Here is a 15,401-nt window from a genome sequence, read left to right on the forward strand (position 1 = left end):
CCAGTTTGTGCCAGCCGATGCCGGAATAGCCCGGATTTATCTCGCTTGTGCGGTAGGATTTATCTCAACCCCCAACAACCTGTAAGTTCTGACAGTAGCCCCCCCCTGACAAGGCGCGATCCAATACTCGTTCACTTTTCACGAGAAGGAACAGAAACATGGCCAGCACAATCAGAACCAGTTCCACTCGTCAACCGGGTGAGCTCGATCCAGGCTTCGGTGTGAACGGCGTCGTCGTTCCGATCCTTCGCACCGGCAGGGTAAGTGGGATTGCATGGGACGAAGGCGAACGACGGTTGACCTATGTGGCCTGGCAGGGAGATGAATTTCGGCTGTACCGAACGCTGATGGACGGTGCGACGGACACCACCTTTGGCGAGAACGGAGCCGGATACGTCGTGGGAAACTTCAGGGGACAGGAAAACTCCAGGCCAACAAAGTTACTCTTGCAACGCGACGGCAAAAGCGTGGTGGTGGGAGACCTACGAACCTCGTTCTTTGAGGGACTGCCGGCGGTTGCTCGTTTCGAAAGGAACGGCGATCCAGACTCGAGCTTCGGAGTCGGTGGAAAAGTCGTCCTGGACGTCATACCCAGCGATGGCCTTAGGCTCGGGTACCCCAGTGGAGCCTTGCAGCGGGATGGCAAAGTACTCGTAAGCTTGCACTACACCCGACCAGATCGAGAAAACGTCGATTTTCGCAATATTCCTACATTGCAGTCTTCCAAGGGGCTGTTGGTTCGTCTGAACCAAGACGGCACGCTGGATGGCAGCTTCGGGGAAAACGGCGTCATCACGATAGACCATCCCAGTTGGGAGAATAACCAGCTCAGATGCGTTGTAGTTCAGCGCGACGATAAAATTGTTGTTGGAGGCATTGTTCAACGAACTGAAGACGGAACCAGTTACGATCGGATGCTCCTGGTGCGCTTTACTCCTGAGGGGGCGCACGACCTAACATTCGGTGAGGCTGGCTATGTGCTGTTTGGCGACAAAGGCGCAAGTTATGCGCTTAACCAGGTGATCCAAGATGAGGACGGCAAGCTTGTCTGCTCGGGACGTATCTTCAGAGAAGGAGCGGCGGGCGGCCTTTTGATGCGGTTTGATATCAACGGCGGTCCCGATAGTGCCTTTCACGGTGGACTTCCGGTCATCGTCAGCCCACCGTCGCAACCATGGGGCGGTTTATGGGAGGCTGCGGGCTTGCAGCCGGATGGCAAGATTGTCGCGGCTGGCAGAAATGTTCCGCAAGGTGGCAGTACCAAGATTTTCTTTGGGCGACTCCATCCGGACGGCACTCTGGACAAAGATATCGGTGGCACAGGATTCATCCTGGGACCGGACGGACAATGCTGGGGTCTGGTCATACAAGACGCTGCTCGACGCATCGTTGTAGCAGGCGCCTGGGAAGGAAGCGCCGCTGTCTTCGGCTTCCAGGCGTAGCGACCCACTTCCCAACAAGCTCGGGGATGGGAAAGGGGTAAAAAGGGGGACGCATCTATTTACCAACGCAGCGTTTCGCCAAACGGGCATGAGTCTCGGATTGCAACTGATCAATGTGGTGAAGGAGAGAACTCCTTCACCACATTGAATTTACTGCACCTATTGCCTCACCGAACCTTGAACCGCCCCATAATCGCATTCACCCGACTATTGGCATCCAGCAGTTGCCGAGTGTTGTTCTCGCTGGCGAGGCCGCTTTCCACCAGTTCTTCGACCATGTGGCGGATCTGCACCATGCTGCGGTTGATTTCCTCGGTCACCGCGCTCTGTTGTTCGGCGGCGGTGGCGATCTGGGTGCTCAGGCTGTTGATCTGGCTGACGGAGCCGGCCATTTCGTCCAGCCCGGAGTTGACCCTTGAGGTGGCGTCGGCGGCCGATTGGCAACTGGCCTGGGTGTTTTCCATGGCCGCGACCGACGAACTGACGCCTTGGGTCAGACGGGTGAGCATCTCGTTGATTTCCGAGGTACTGGCCTGGGTCCGGGCGGCGAGGGCGCGAACTTCGTCGGCCACCACCGCGAAGCCACGGCCTTGTTCACCGGCCCGGGCGGCTTCGATGGCGGCGTTAAGAGCCAACAGGTTGGTTTGCCCGGCGATGGCCCCGATCACGCCGAGGATCTCGGTGATGCGTTGCGCGTCCTGTTGCATGCTTTCCACCTTGCGGGTGGCGCTGGCCACTTCGTCGATCAACGCCACGACGCTGTTCGACGCCTCACCGACCACAACCCGGGAGCGATCGGCATGCTCGTTGGCGCGCTGGGTGAACGCGGCCGTCTCGGCGGCGTTCTGCGCCACGCTTTCAGCCGTGGAGCTCATTTCAGTAATGGCGGTCACCGTCTGGTCGGTTTCCGAGGCATGGCGCATGAGGATTTCGCTGGTGTGGGCCGAAGTCCGCTGCAGGTTGTCCAGGCTCGAAGCCATGGCGCCGGTGGCCTGGGTGACTTCGCCGATCATGTCCTGCAGATAGGCAATGAACTTGTTGACCGAATGGCCGATGGCGCCGAGTTCGTCGTCGGCACGGATGGTGATGCGGCGGGTCAGGTCGGCGTCGCCGGTCGACAGCGCATCGATGTTGCCCTTGAGGATTTTCATGCGGTGGGTCAACTGGCGGATTGCATACAGCTGCATCAGTACCAGCAGGATCACCATCGGAATCTGAAGCAGGCTCAGGGTGTTTAATACGTCGTCACGTTGGGCAGTGATCAGGCGGGTCGGCAATGCGGTGGCGAGGAACCACGGCGAGCCTTCGATCGGCCGCATGAAGAACGTGCTGGCTTCGCCTTTGTTGTCGAACTCGACGCGCTGCAACGGTTGGTCGCGGTGGGCCAGGCCAGCCTTGACCTGGGCGGCGAAGGGTGAATCCGCCGCCAGTTCGCTGATGTTTTTCAGCACGATCGGGCCGCTGATCCGCGAGCTGTTGCTGATGATCTTGCCGTCGCCTTCGACGATCAGCATCTCGGCGCTCAGTTCGGCTTCCTTGCGTGCAATCAGGTCGTTGAAAAACCCCAAGGTCACGTCAATGGTGGAGACGCCATAAGGCGCTCCATTCTTTTGGATCGCCATGGCGCAGTTGGTGCGAGGCTCGGCGCTGGCGTCGTCCTTGTAGGCTGCCGCCCAGGCGCATTTGCCCGGCGGAGTGGCCATGCCACCCTTGTGCCACGGTTGTTCGTAATAGTTCGGCGCGGCGTCGCTGTTCCAGAACGTATTGACTGCCAGCTTGCCGGAGGCGTCACGGTGCCAGAAAGTGCTGAATTTGCTGCGGCCCTCTGCGCGCTGGTTGGGCAATGGCCATATCCCGCCGCCGAAGACTTTCAGCTCGCCGTACTGGTCCACCAGGCCCGGCAATACCTTGTCGATGGCATCGCTGTCGAGCAGCGGGATGGTCTGGGTGATGCTGCGTTGTTGCGCCTGTACCTTGTTCAGTTCGCCTTGGATCTGTTCGGCGACCTCGGCAATGCGGTTCAGTGCCACTTGCTCCTCGGTGTGGCGCAGCTTGGGTGCGACCAGATAGCTGATGCCCAGCACGGTGAGGATGGACAATACCAGCATGAAGACAATCAGAAATAGCGTGTAGCGGGCCTGAATGGTGCGCAATGAGGGCATGTGGGTGTTCCTTGCACGAAGGCGTCTTTCGGAAACAAGTGGAATGGGCATGCCTGCTTATCGGCCTGTTTCGCGGCAGCTTGAGCAGCGGACACGCCCGCCCATCAGGCCGCCGAGCTGGCCTGCGCGTTCCTCCAGGCCAGGGCATGAGCCTGCAGTTCATCATGAAGCCGTTGCATGGGCGTCGAATGCAGGGTGAGCTGGCGCGCCTGGGCGACCCGATGGAACAGGGCTTGCCAGCCTGGCGCGGACTCGGCGGGAATGATGCCGGCGAAGATGAGGCCGGCGCCCATCAACAGGCGGTAGTCGGTGCCGAAGTGCTCGCCGAGGCCGAGGCGTACCGAAAGCGGCCAGTGGATCGGCAAGCGCCGCAACTGCCCGACGAGGCAGGCATCCATACGCTCGGCCACGACGTCGACGCGTCCCGGCAGATGCCTGAGTTGCAAAGGGTGTATCCCCGCTGGGGGCTTGTCGTGGGTGGTTCCGAATTGCACCGCCAGGGGCTCTAGCAACCATCGATGTTGCGAGGGCCATTGAATAGACGGCAAGGGGCGATGAGCGGAGCTTATCGTTTGGCAGCCGACCACAATGGTTTCGGCTTGCCCCGTGGCGAACGGAGAAGGGACATAGTCCGGCAGCAAACCGGTGTCATGAAAACCGAGGCGTTGTGCCAGTTGCTGGCTGTAAGGATGGCTGGTGACTTGTTTGATCGACAGCCGGGTGAGGCCCAGGTCAGGGCATCGGTCCACTAACTGTTGGCCGAGCCGCGTAGCGATCTGCCCGCCCTGCAGGCCAGGCTCCACCGCTACCAGCGCCAGCTCCGCCTCCTCGGCCGAACCTGCCGGGCGGCACAGCGCGGCATGCCCGACCACGCGGTCGCCGATCACGGCGACCAACGATTGCCAGCGCTTCTGTTGGTTGTGCTGGCAAATCATGTGGGGCATGTAAACGTCTGGCGAAACGTAATGATCGCCGTACACCTGGCGGAACAACTCGCAGGCACTGGCGCTGTCGGTGGGCCTGAAGGGCCTTATGAGCGTCTGGTTCATGCGAGGTCCCCCGCGGTCAGCGGGCCGTAGGCCCGACGATCGATGATCGTCAGGTGCTTGCCGGAGCGGGGATGGCGTTCCATTTCCCGCGCGTTGCACGCCTGGATGTCAAGGCTGAGTTGAACGAGGCCCGGATACTGCTCGATCAAGGCGGCTTTCAACGCGTCGGAGTTTGTCTGGGAGACCTTCGCTTCTACGTCGGCTACCCACCTGAGTAACAGGCGATCATGACCCCGGATATGCTCGATCACCAGTTGCCAATGAAGACTGCCTGCGGTGCGCTGAATGATTTCGCTGATTTCCTCGGGAAACAGCGACACTACGCCAACCCGCACCCGACGGCTCTCTGTGCTGCGGCCCTGAAGGGCGAACTTGCGCTGTGGACTGCCGGCAGGTTCGCACCAACTGGCCTGGTCACCCACCGGGTATCTGATAATCGGCATCAAGGTCCGGGTGAGGTTGGTCACCACCAGGTTTCCGGTGCGCCCACATGCCTGGATGACCTCGCCGCTCAGATCATCGATGATCTCTACCCGAGTCAGCTCGTCGAATACGCGGTGCTCGCCCAGGCCGCAATCAAGCGTGCTGGCACCCACCAGGCCGGCGTCGACACTGGCGTAGCCGATCGACGCGAAGCGTGCGCTCGGAAAGGCACGCTTCAATGTCGGCAGCTGGCTCTCGAACAGGTTCTCGCCGCCAAACAACACGGTGGTGATCTGCGGCAGCGTTCGCCCCCGTTCATTGATATGGCTGGCGAATGCCAGTAGGTGCGCCGGTACGCCGGCTAGCACATTGATCGTGTGTTGGGTCACGGCGTCGGCCAATGGGGCAAGGTCCACTGACCCGGTGAAAGGGAATTCGGTGATGGCGATCTCAACCCGACACAGAGCGCCATGGATAAACAGGAAGCTGGCGTACAGGTCCCCGGAAAAAAACAGGTTCGCGATTCGGTCCCCAGCGACCAATTGGGCGGAGAGGCTGTGACCGAAGCAGTCCAGCATCAGTTGCCACTCGGCGTGGGTGTAAACCGACAGTTTGCCTTGGCTGGTCGTGCCACCGGTCTTGAAGATCAATGCATCCTTCACTTTATCGGTCAGCACCCGCCAGTTATCCAAGTCGTGGCTGCCTCTCCAATATTCGTCAACGTTGACGATGGGCAACTGTTCCAAGTCGCATTCCCCAAGGGGGAGGTGGCTTGTTTGAGTGTTATAAAACGTTGAGTGTTTACGGATATGGGCGAGCCATTGCTCGTAGGGTAAAGAGGCGCTCATTGGGCTTTTCTCAATTCTTATAGTCTGCTTATTGATGACGGGCGAAACGGCTAGCCGGGTAGCCTGCGGTCGATCACCAATGGGATTTTGCCGCTGTGTTTTTTATGTTCGAAACGTTGCGCCGGACAACTTTCGACTTCCAGGATCAGCAGTGCGGCATCGACAGCCGTGCGCAGCGGTGCGAGGCCGAGTACGTTGCGGCGCACCGTTTCGGTGTCGCCATTGGTGCGAATCAGCAAGCGTTCACAACCGCCACTCTCGTGGTCGAGCACGATCTGAATGGCCGCTTGTGCCTGCTCGACCAGTTCCCGACTATTGATAAATTCGGTCGCAACGCGCAGCAGATGGCCGTGGCGCTCGCGCAATTGGAATCTCGGCGATTCCAGGCCACACGCGCAGCGACCGGGTAGCCAGCGCCCCAGGTCGCCAACTTCGTAGCGTTGCAGAGGACGCGCCTGACGTATGCGCGACGTGAACAGCAAGCGTCCGGTTTCGCCCGCGGCGACCGGACTGTCGATGTCCGGCTGGACGATCTCCAGGTATTGAATGTCGTCCATGAGATGGAATACGCCGTCATCGCTGGCCAGGCACGCATGACCGAGGGGCCCCGCGTCCACGGTGCCGTAGATGGCTGAGCAGATCCGGGTGGCGCCGCACTGCTGGAATAACGTGCGGCTGTCTGGCCCCACGTGCTCGCCGCCAAGCAATACTTTATGAACGCCGCCGTAGCGTTGGAGCACTCGCTGTTGGCTTGCGAACAGACGATGCAGGGTACTGGGCATGCCAACCACGGTGTTGATCCGATGATCGACAATCAACTGCGCGATCTCGGGGAAATCCTCATCGGCTGGCGCGCTCATGGGGTAATGCACGACCTTCATCTGTTCCAGGATTTTCGTGAAACTGAGGAATCCACCGTACAGGCTGCCGCCATAAAACAGATTCATGACGCGATCCTCCGACGGATCCAGGCCCGCCGCGCGCAGCCCGTCGGCGGCGGCACGCATGTGGCTATCAAAGTCGCGATAACTGTAGGGCGACAGCACGGGGGCGCCGCTGCTGCCGCCAGAGCGGAAGAACAGTTGGGCTTGAGGGGTGGGGGGCAGTGCAATGAATGCGGCCTTGTCCATGATTGGCGTCGAGGGATGGAGCCGCACCGCCGCGGCAACGGCATCCAGCGTGACACGATGACTGGCGACATCCGGTGCAAGTCCGACGGATACCCGACGGCTCAATCGCTGCAGCGCATAGACGCCGTCGTGTGGCTCGCCGTCATAGCCCTGTTGGATCGCGGCGGTCGACGCCACGCGGGTGACGCCGGCTATGAGCAGGTGGCGCGTCAACCCGGCCGCCTGCTCCGGTGCACAGATCAGGGCGCAGCTCTGCAGCACGTTCCGCCAGGGCAGTAACGTTTCACAGAGCAGCTCTTCAGGCACTGGCCGCAGCAACAGCGTGCGGAACAATGGCGAGGGCAGCAGTTCGCGGTGGTGCTCCCACAGAATGCGCCAGCCATCACCCGCCCAGACCTCGCCGATTGCTCCGGCGAAACTGTAATCGAGTCGGGCCAATGCGGTTCGGGTGGTGATTTCACACGCTTCAGCCGCGGTGGCTTCCAGGGCGGGCCAGTGTCCGCTCCGCCGTTCGAAAGCGGCAGCCAGGGCGTTGCCCAATGCTTGCAGCTGCGCCGGCTCGTTGCTGTCGACCAACAGCCATTGCGGGCTGGAGCACGCCTGTTGATCGAGGCGGCAGATTTCATCCACCAGGCTGTCCAGCGCTTGATCGCTGGCGGCGGCAGGGGTGATATAGGCGAAGCTGACCCGATGACCCCAGTCGATCCAGCGGCAACCGCTCGGAATCTGCTCGCGCAGCGCCGTCAGCGCGGTGTTGCCACCCCAGGCGCTGACGCCTTGCGCCAGTGCAAAAAGACGCCCGCTCTCCTTGGCTGGTACAGGCAGTACCGCCACGTAACCGTGCAGCCGTCCGCTCGGATCACCGCTCAAGAATGCCGCCAGCAGGCGGGCCGTGAGGTCGCCATCGCGAGCGCTGGGTCGCAGCCAGTTCACGTTCCCCGCCAACAGGCCTTCCAACGCCGCGCAGAATCCCAGCAAGGCTGAGTTACCCGGGGTGACGTGCACCACGAGGCCAAGGGGCTGCCAGCTTTCGAAGGGGCCGTCGCCGTAATCGATTCGCCGCAACGAGCGTGGACTCGCTCCCAGTTCCCGCTCAAGCTTGAGGCTCAAGTGCTTGCGGTCACAGAATGTAATCAGCGCCTGGCGCTGACCCTCATCGAGCATGAGCTGCTGGCCGGGCGTGCGTAGCCTCGCTACGAACGCCTCTGCGCAATCGAGTACCTCTTCGCTGCGGGGCGGGACGTCCAGCAGTGCGGGGAGTTGCGCTTGCAGGCATTCAAGCGCGGTTTCGAGCGTCAGGTCGGCGCTCAGTTGGCCGTTAATGAGGTACATGTCAGTTTTCCTTGATCAATTCGGCGGCGGCCATGGCGCAGCTTCGGCTGGCACTGGTGCCGGCCCGACCGTGCAGTTCGAACCAGTGGGTCTTCAGGCCGCACTCGCAGGTGGCGGGGTGCAAGGTCGCCAGATCGCTCATCACCACGGCATGGGCCGGACTGGATGAGATGTAAGGCGATACGAACGACAGCAGTCCTGCCTCGCCGAACGGCTGGACGCTGAAGCTCGCGGGGTGGCGCACGAAGACTTTCGAATAGACCGGTACGTGGAACCGGTGATGTTCACATTCGATGTAGGGCACCGCGTGCTCGACGGCGCCGTAACCGTCACGGCAGCGATGGGGCTCGATGCCCAATTGTCGGGTGATACGTTCGTAGACCTGCTGGCGGGGGATTTCCTCGGCAGCCTGTTTCTTCCAGCCCCCGCCCAGGAAAACCAGAGACGCGGGGTGTAGCTTGAGGTCCAGTTGGCCGGTGTCAGTCATGCGCTCAAGCACGTGCCACAGCAACGCCGGAAAGCCGAAAATGCGCACCGGCAGTCCTTCTTCGGCGAACGATTGCAAGGCGGCGATCACCCCGAAAACGTCGAACTCGTGGCTTTTTCCGGTACGCCTCAGGGCATAGGCGAAGCGATTGGCTGGTGCGAAGCGGCAGAGGAGTTGGTCGGTATACGCGGTGCCGAGCCGATTGGCTGCTTCGGGTTCATGGCTGAACAGCAGGTAGTTGCAGGGTGAATCCGGTGTGTTCCAGCGATAGTGGTCAAAGATGTTTGCCACCATCCCTTGGGCCGCCGCCATGCTGCGTTCGTCATAACGCATGCGGCTTTTCTGGCCGCTGGTGCCCGAAGACGTGAGCTCCAACGCATCTTCGGCGGTGGGGCTGAGCAGCAGTCGCTGTTTGAAGTAATTCGCATAAATAGGCGGCAGGCGCGACCAGTCGGTAAGGTGCTCCAAGTCGCCCACCGTAAGGCCATTGGCGTTGAGCCAGTTTTCGTAGCCGGGGGTGTGGTGGCAATGAAACAGGCTGATTTCAGCCATCGCCTTATCGAACAACCCGGCGGGCACCAAATCGCAGCCATACGGTTGCGGCAATGCGCAAAGCGCATCGGCGTAGGGAAAGTGAATCATCAGGTTTTCCTCAGAGAGGGGGAGAATTCAAACGTGAGCGGACGGTTGCGTCATGAACAGACGCAACGCGACAAGACAGCTGAGCCCGGCGATGCCGGCCATCAACGCAAAGGACTGCAGGCTCGCCCCGGCACCCAGCAAGGCCAACAGCGAGCCTGCCGCGCTCATCACCGCGATGGAAATCATCCCGACCATGGCCGAGACCAGCCCCTTGCTGTCGTCGCTGGCGAACAGCGCCAGTCGATACAACGCGGCATTGCCCATGCCGAGTCCGACGGCATACAGCGACAGGCTGCTGACCAATACGGTGAGGGGCAGATCGAATTGGCTGGCTACGACCAAGGCGACCAGTCCAGCGCAGAAAGGCCACAGGCTGTAGTAGACCACCCGGCGTACGCCGACCCGCTCCACCAAGACGTTGAGCAGGAAATTTCCGAGGATCACCGCCGAGAAAACCGGAATCTGCCAAACCCCATATTCCAGTGGCGACAAGCCCTGGCCCTGGATCAACAGCAAGGGCGACAAGCCGATCCAGGCAATCAGCGGCAGGCTCATCAAACCCAGCGCGACGCTGGCCGACATGAACTCCATGTGGCCCAGCAGCGCGCTATATCGCCTGACAAGCGAACGCAGGTCGAATGGCTCGACGATCGACTCTTTACCCATAAGGTGCGCCGCTCGGGTGTTTCGCGGCATGAACCACCACAAGGCCAGCCAGCTCACCATTCCGAGGCCGGCCAGCAGCATGAACAGCTCGCGCCAGGATAGCCATTGCAGCAGCAATCCTCCCGCCAACGGTCCGAGCAAGGGTGAGAGCAGGGCGAGATTGCCCAATAACGCCATGACTTTCACGGCGTCGGATTCGCAGAATACTTCTTGTATGGCGGGATAGCTGACCGCAATCACGAACCCCAGCCCCATGCCCTGGATCAGACGGAGCCCATTGAACCCATGCATGTCGGTGACCTGGGTGATTGCCACGCAGGCCACCACAAACCCGCCACAACCGGCGAGCATGAAAGGACGCCGGCCATGGCGGTCCGACAACGGACCGATCAGCCAAGGCAGCAGGATGCCGCCCAGCAGGTACAAGTTGAACGCATAAGGGATTTGATCAGCAGGCGCGTCCAGGTCCTGGGTCACCTTGAGCATGGCGGGCATGATCAGGTCGCTGGCCATATAGGTGAGGCATTCGAACAACGCGATTGCCAGGCAGAACCCCGTCAGGCGTAACGGCGAAAAAAATGTCGGCTGTTTTTGCATGGTTCCCAATGTCCTTATTGGTAAGAAGGGGCACTTCTTTTCCGAGAGTACGTTGGTGACATCCATGCTAGAAAGGCGTCTTTTGCCGCAGTGAGTAGCGGAAAGCGGACCGATATCTGTAGGAAGTGTCCTCGCAGGAATGCGCGCGGGCGGTTTACCATACGACCCTGCGCATCTCGCCATGCAGAGGGTATGACAGACGCCTGGGCAAGCAGGCGAGATGCAGAACGGAACACTTCAGGAAGCTGGCAAATGACTCATTCGCAACGATTGAAATACTCGATTCTGGTGGTGCTCGTCGTCCTGGCGATCATGCTGGGACTGTCCTGGATGCAAGGCAAAGGCATGATCAGCGAGCAGCTGTTCCAATACATCGCCATTGCCGTGGCGGTCATCGTGGTGGTGATCAACGGTGTGATGCGGCGTAAGGTCAAGCCTTGAGCGCCGGTCACTCCCCAGGGTTGAGCAAGGCCACGGCGCTGTGGTGCAAGCTGTAGCTTTTATCGGGATTGAGTGTCACCACGCCCTCGCTGCACAGGCGCTTCAAAACCTCACGCACGCTCAGGAAGGACAATGGAATGTCCAATCCCAGCAATTGGCTGTGAACACCCCGTACGCCCAAGCGGCGATTTTCCTCCGCGGCCTTGAGTAACGCATCGATGACTTTGAGACGGATCAGGCTGGTCCTGAGCCCGTAGCTCTTGAGCAGCCGCTTGATCTGTTCGTTACCGCCTCGTTCCGTTGGCCCCGGAAATTCGCGGTGGGTGTTTGTCATCGCGACGCGGGCCGATCCTGGCTTACCCTCCATGGGGACTTGCGTGTTATGCATGTAGAGACTCCTTATCAGCCTGACAGAAACAATCACGAATGCTCTCCTGTATAGGACGAACGAAAGTGACCAATCATGAGAGCCCTGATGTGAAAAATTTGCCTGGACCTGGCCGAAGCCCCGTAAAAGCGGGTTGCGAGACCGTTAATTTTTTTTCATCCGGTTCGTTCTCAAGGTAGGCACATCCGCGTTCAGCACGCGGCATGTGGATTTCCAGGCCGGACCGGATGTTGTCCGTGGACGTACCGGTGACCGTCCTGGTTCTTGAAAGCTATCGAGCGGGAGTGCATGTGGGAATGTCCGGGCAGTTATCGAGGTATTGCTTTGCCGGTGCGTTGCTGGGGATGACCCTGGGCCTGAGTACCGTGGTCAGCGCGCGAGGCGAGGCTGAGCAGGCCACTGCGGAGATTCGTCGCACCAGTTTTGGCGTGCCGCATATTCGGGCCCAGGACGAGCGGGGGCTGGGGTACGGCATCGGCTACGCTTACGCGCAGGATAATTTGTGTTTGCTGGCCAATGAAATCGTGACGGTCAATGGTCAACGCTCGCGTTATTTTGGCCCGCAACAGGTCACGGTCGAGCAACGAGAGAACCGAGCCAGCGACCTGTTTTTCACCTGGCTCAATACACCGCAGGCTGTCTCCGGTTTCTGGCAGGCCCAGGCGCCCGAGATCCAACAGTTGGTGGAAGGCTATGTGGGCGGTTACAACCGTGCGTTGGCTGAGCGCAGGGCGAAAGGCCTGCCCGAACAATGCGCGAGCGAATGGGTGCGACCGATCACCACGCAGGACTTGGTGAAGCTGACCCGGCGTCTGCTGGTAGAGGGCGGCGTTGGCCAGTTCGCCGAGGCCTTGGCCGGTGCGCAGCCACCCAAGGCAACCGCGCAAGCCGACCTATCGACGTCCGGCTTCGCTGTCGCGGCGGCCCGCCAGCAGCGTTTCGCCCTTGAACGCGGGAGCAATGCCTTGGCCATCGGCAGCGAACGCTCCTTCAACGGGCGCGGCATGCTGCTGGCGAACCCGCATTTCCCATGGTTGGGTGGCATGCGTTTTTACCAGATGCACTTGACCATACCTGGCAAACTTGACGTGATGGGTGCGGCCCTCCCAGGCTTGCCGATGATCAATATCGGCTTCAGCCAGCACCTGGCCTGGACCCACACCGTCGATACGTCAAAACACTTCACACTGTACCGCCTGCAATTGGACCCCAAAGACCCGACCCGCTACCTGTTCGATGGCAAGTCAGTGCCTATGAGTCAGCAAACGGTCACGGTGGATATCAAGCAAGCCGATGGGCAGGTCAAGCCCGTTTCGCGGGTGGTCTATAGCTCCAGGTTCGGGCCGATCGTGCAATGGCCGGGCAAGCTGGACTGGGATAACCGGTTCGCCTACAGCTTGCGCGATGCCAACCTGGAAAATGATCGGGTACTGGCGCAGTGGTACGCGATGAACCGCGCCGTCACGCTCAAGGATCTGCAGGACACTGTCCAGCGCATCCAAGGGATTCCGTGGGTCAATACGCTGGCGGTGGACGATCAAGGTCACAGCCTGTACATGAACGTCTCGGTGGTGCCCAACGTCGACGCCCACAAGCTTGCCCGCTGCAGCGATCCCAGGGCCGGCCAGAAGCTGATCGTGCTGGATGGTTCACGCAGTGAATGTGATTGGAACATCGACCCCAACGCCGTGCAAAAAGGTATTTACGCGGCCGACAAGCTCCCACAGTTGTCGCGCCGAGATTACGTGCAGAACTCCAATGATTCCGCCTGGATGGTCAACCCCTCGCAGCCCTTGTCCGGCTATTCGCCCGTTATCAGTCAGCAAGACCTGCCGCTGGGCCTGCGCGCCCGGTTTGCCCTGGATCGACTGGGCCAGTTGGCCAAGAGCGGGCCAGTGACGGCCAATGATCTGCAGCGCATGGTCATGGACGATCAGGTCTATCTGGCCGATCAGGTCATGCCCGACCTGTTGGCGTTTTGTGCCGGCGACCTGGGAGCCGATGCATCGGCGTTGGCCGAGGCGTGCACTCGCCTGAAGAACTGGGATCGCACCGCGAGCCTGGACAGCGGCGTGGGCTTCGTCCATTTCCAGCACATCATGCAGGCGCTGCAGGCCGTGCCTGGTATCTGGCGCGTCGCGTTTGACCCGAAGGATCCGCAACATACCCCTCGCGGCCTGGCGGTCGAGCGGCCTCCGGTGGACGAGGCATTGCGTCAAGCCATGCGTGCATCGGTGGACGCGTTCAAGGCGGCCGGCCTGCCTGCGGACAGTCAATGGCAGGACATACAGGTGGCCAGCAGCGGTGCCCGTCGCACGCCCATTCACGGCGGACCTGGAGAATTGGGAATCTACAACGCGATCCAGAGCGTGCCGGGCGCGAGCGGTAAACGCGAAGTGGTCGGCGGCACCAGCTATCTGCAAGTGGTGACGTTTGACGGCAACGGTCCCAATGCCCAGGGGTTGTTGGCCTTCTCCCTCTCCAGCGATCCCTCATCGCCTTATTCGGCGGATCAGACCCAGGCGTTCTCGAACCGGCAGTGGAGTGTGCTGCCCTTCACCGAACAGCAGATCAAGGCCGACCCGCATTATCAAGCGCTGATTATTCGAGAGACTGATCGCGCGGCAAAGGTGGCGACGCAATAGTCAAGCTGAGCTGAACAGAAAGCCGAGACCCGAATGGGTGGCGGCTTTTTCAGTTTCGTGGTGGGCGGCCGATGGCGTTGAGCACCAGGTTGCCGTCCTTGTTCTGCGTCAGGTAGACCGGCAAGACCTTAGGCAACGTAGGCACGAGGTTCTTCACCTCGTTGAGGTTGTAGATACCGCCGATACGCAGGGTACCCGTGCCGTTGTCGGCCAGCATGACGGGGTGGTCGAGATAGCGATTGATCAAAGGCAGTGCGTCCGAGAGGGCGAGGTTATCCAGCACCAGCTTGCCGTTACGCCACGCCAATGAACTGTCATCGACCCCGACCTCCCGTATTTGCGGTTGGAAATCGCCAGCCTTGTAGCTCGCCTGCATCCCGGGTGACAGCTGTGAACCGCCAGCATTGGACGCCTTGTTGCTGGTCACCCAAACGGAACCCTCCAGCAGCGTGACCCGGACCTGATCCTGATACATCCAGACGTTGAAACGCGTACCCGTCACGCGTACCTGGCCCTGGCCTGCCCGGACAACGAACGGATGCCGGGTATCATGGCTTACGTCGAAAAAAGCCTCGCCTTTTTTCAGCGTGACCCGACGCTCGTCCCTGTAGTTGGCGAACACCAACTCGCTGCCCAGGTTGAGTTCTACCTGGCTGCCGTCGTCCAGGATGATCTGACGCACGCTCGTGCCAGCCTCGAATCGCTGATAGGCGTTGGGCAGCCAGCCCAGGTTCCAACCGGTGAACGCGGCCAGGGGCAAGCCTAGCGCGAGCACCGTGGCCGCGATGGCCAGCCGGACCCAGCCCGACCGAGGACGTCCGATGCAAGCGCCTGGTGCTGCTTCGACACGCGGCAAATGTTCGGCGACACCCCAAATTTCCAACATGGCTTCGTATTCAAAAGCGTGCAGGGGATCGGCGTCGTGCCATTGCTTGAACGCCAGCCGTTCAGCCTCTGTGCAATCTTCAGCGTGCAGACGCATACACCAATGGGCTGCCGCATCGGTAATGGCGTCGTATTCGGCTTCCGAGAGTGTTCGTTCGGTCATTGGCTCTTCCTGGTTTGCTGCATTCTAACCTTGGGTAGCCGTTGCCGAGAACAGCGATGATGGCGTTTGCACAGCGAAGAATTTGTTTTACGCCCCAGAGG

At 60.6% G+C, this 15,401-nt stretch carries 11 protein-coding genes; 3 read left to right on the forward strand and 8 right to left on the reverse strand.

Going from position 1 to position 15,401, the window contains the following annotated elements; translation table 11 throughout:
- The first annotated feature begins 158 nt into the window (after positions 1-158).
- On the forward strand, positions 159-1,442 hold the full coding sequence (locus HU742_RS11425) for an NHL repeat-containing protein (protein WP_186642581.1): 1,284 nt from the start codon (positions 159-161) through the stop codon (positions 1,440-1,442).
- A 167-nt stretch (positions 1,443-1,609) separates the two neighbouring features.
- Here HU742_RS11425 and HU742_RS11430 read toward each other — a convergent pair whose 3' ends face one another.
- The 6 genes from HU742_RS11430 to HU742_RS11455 form a co-directional block, all read right to left on the reverse strand.
- Positions 1,610-3,604, reverse strand: a complete 1,995-nt coding sequence (locus HU742_RS11430) for a methyl-accepting chemotaxis protein (RefSeq protein ID WP_186631780.1) — start codon at positions 3,602-3,604, stop codon at positions 1,610-1,612.
- Positions 3,605-3,708: 104 nt separating this feature from the next.
- The gene (locus HU742_RS11435) at positions 3,709-4,653 is read right to left on the reverse strand and encodes a GNAT family N-acetyltransferase (protein ID WP_186631783.1); all 945 of its coding nucleotides are present in this window, start codon (positions 4,651-4,653) and stop codon (positions 3,709-3,711) included.
- A complete protein-coding gene (locus HU742_RS11440) occupies positions 4,650-5,924 on the reverse strand; it encodes a phenylacetate--CoA ligase family protein (RefSeq protein WP_186631786.1) in 1,275 nt (424 codons plus the stop codon). The genes HU742_RS11435 and HU742_RS11440 overlap by 4 nt, the downstream gene beginning before the upstream one ends.
- A gap of 50 nt (positions 5,925-5,974) precedes the next feature.
- Positions 5,975-8,386: an acyl-CoA reductase gene (locus HU742_RS11445; protein ID WP_186631789.1), complete on the reverse strand. Its 2,412-nt coding sequence runs from the start codon at positions 8,384-8,386 to the stop codon at positions 5,975-5,977.
- A gap of 1 nt (position 8,387) precedes the next feature.
- Positions 8,388-9,515 (reverse strand): LuxE/PaaK family acyltransferase, encoded by a 1,128-nt coding sequence (locus HU742_RS11450; protein ID WP_186631792.1) that lies wholly within the window; start codon positions 9,513-9,515, stop codon positions 8,388-8,390.
- A gap of 27 nt (positions 9,516-9,542) precedes the next feature.
- Positions 9,543-10,778, reverse strand: coding sequence for an MFS transporter (locus tag HU742_RS11455; RefSeq protein ID WP_186631795.1), 1,236 nt, complete (start codon positions 10,776-10,778; stop codon positions 9,543-9,545).
- Between the two features lie 252 nt (positions 10,779-11,030).
- Here HU742_RS11455 and HU742_RS11460 point away from each other — a divergent pair, with 252 nt between their 5' ends.
- On the forward strand, positions 11,031-11,219 hold the full coding sequence (locus HU742_RS11460; RefSeq protein WP_186631798.1) for a hypothetical protein: 189 nt from the start codon (positions 11,031-11,033) through the stop codon (positions 11,217-11,219).
- 7 nt (positions 11,220-11,226) lie between these two features.
- Here the strand turns inward: HU742_RS11460 and HU742_RS11465 are convergent, their stop codons facing one another.
- The gene (locus HU742_RS11465; RefSeq protein WP_186610622.1) at positions 11,227-11,607 is read right to left on the reverse strand and encodes a fe2+ zn2+ uptake regulation protein; all 381 of its coding nucleotides are present in this window, start codon (positions 11,605-11,607) and stop codon (positions 11,227-11,229) included.
- A 296-nt stretch (positions 11,608-11,903) separates the two neighbouring features.
- On the opposite strand from HU742_RS11465, the gene pvdQ reads away from it, so the two are divergent.
- A complete protein-coding gene (gene pvdQ, locus HU742_RS11470; protein WP_186642952.1) occupies positions 11,904-14,252 on the forward strand; it encodes a bifunctional acylase PvdQ in 2,349 nt (782 codons plus the stop codon).
- A gap of 49 nt (positions 14,253-14,301) precedes the next feature.
- Here the strand turns inward: pvdQ and HU742_RS11475 are convergent, their stop codons facing one another.
- Positions 14,302-15,300, reverse strand: a complete 999-nt coding sequence (locus HU742_RS11475) for a FecR family protein (RefSeq protein ID WP_186642582.1) — start codon at positions 15,298-15,300, stop codon at positions 14,302-14,304.
- Positions 15,301-15,401 lie beyond the last annotated feature (101 nt).

The sequence above is a fragment of the Pseudomonas marvdashtae genome (genome assembly GCF_014268655.2).
GTDB classification, from domain to species: Bacteria; Pseudomonadota; Gammaproteobacteria; order Pseudomonadales; family Pseudomonadaceae; genus Aquipseudomonas; species Aquipseudomonas marvdashtae.